Source organism: Phytoactinopolyspora endophytica, from assembly GCF_004138495.1.
In the GTDB taxonomy this organism is placed as follows: Bacteria; Actinomycetota; Actinomycetes; order Jiangellales; family Jiangellaceae; genus Phytoactinopolyspora; species Phytoactinopolyspora endophytica.
Window position 1 is genome coordinate 238,575 of the sequence record NZ_ML142856.1, and the last position, 1,216, is coordinate 239,790.

1 protein-coding gene and 1 pseudogene are annotated in these 1,216 nt (G+C 70.0%); both read right to left on the reverse strand.

The window, feature by feature from the left end; all coding sequences use genetic code 11:
• The coding region (locus ELR45_RS17395) for a zinc-binding dehydrogenase (protein ID WP_129667597.1) at nt 1-924 on the reverse strand (924 nt) is incomplete at its 3' end.
• Between the two features lie 87 nt (nt 925-1,011).
• Nucleotides 1,012-1,216, reverse strand: a pseudogene (locus tag ELR45_RS40990) (NAD-dependent malic enzyme); the annotation flags it as partial.

The window sequence follows — 1,216 nt, forward strand, 5'->3', positions numbered from 1 at the left end:
CATCGCGGCGAAGCCGTCCCGTGCGTCCGACAGCGGCAACGTCCGGTCGATCACCGGGTGGACGCCGGTGCGCTCGCAGAAGGCGAGCAGCCTACCCAGCTCGTCGCGGGTGCCCATGGTCGAGCCGAGAACGCGCAGCTGAAGGAAGAACACCCGGTTCAGCTCGGTCTCCCCTATCGGGCCGGACGTCGCCCCGCAGACCACCACGGCTCCGCCAGGACGTAGCGACCGCAGCGAGTGCTTCCAGGTGGCGGCGCCGACCGTCTCCATGACAGCATCGACGCGCTCCGGCAGCCGTTCGCCCGAGGCGAAGACTCGGTCAGCTCCGAGCTCCAATGTGCGCTCAGCCTTCTCCGGGTCGCGGGAGGTCACCCAGACCCGTGCGCCGGCCGCCGACCCGAGCCGGATCAGAGCCGTCGCCACCCCGCCACCCGCGCCCTGCACGAGGAGCGTCTGCCCGGGTGTGATCTGCGCCTGGGTGAACAGCATGCGATACGCGGTCAGCCACGCCGTCGGCAGGCACGCCGCCTCGGCAAAGGACAGCCCGGCGGGCTTGGTGACGAGGTTCCGCCGTGGCACGGCAACTCTCTCCGCGAGAGTGCCCTGGTAGCGCTCGGACAACAGCGAGCGCTTCGGATCGAGCGTCTCATCACCCGCCCAGTCCGGACCGGAGACGACACCGTGCACGACGACGTCGTTGCCGTCCTCGTCGATCCCGGCGGCGTCGCACCCGAGGATCATGGGCAATCGGTCCGCGTCCAGCCCGACGCCCCGCAGGGACCAGACGTCGTGGTGGTTCAACGACGACGCCCGCACATCGACGACGGTCCAGCCCGCCGGCGTCTCCGGCTCCGGCCGCTCCCCCAGTGCCAGACCGTTGAGCGGCTCATCGGCATCAAAGCGTTCAGCGTAAACGGCGAACATCCCTCGACCCTATCCGCTCGCAGAACGCGGATGTACCGACGTCATCCACGTCCACGCCTTGACAATGTCGGTACCTTCGCACGGCCGTCAGCCGTCAGCAAGGCCTTCGGTCTTGGCCGCCTCGGCGACGGCCGCGGCGACCGCGGGCGCCACCCGTGGGTCGAACGGCCCAGGGATGACGCAGTCCGCTGCGAGGTCGTCACCGACGATCGCGGCCAGCGCCTCGGCAGCGGCCCGTTTCATGCCTTCCGAGACTCCGGTGGCGCGCACGTCCAGGGCACCCCGGAAAATT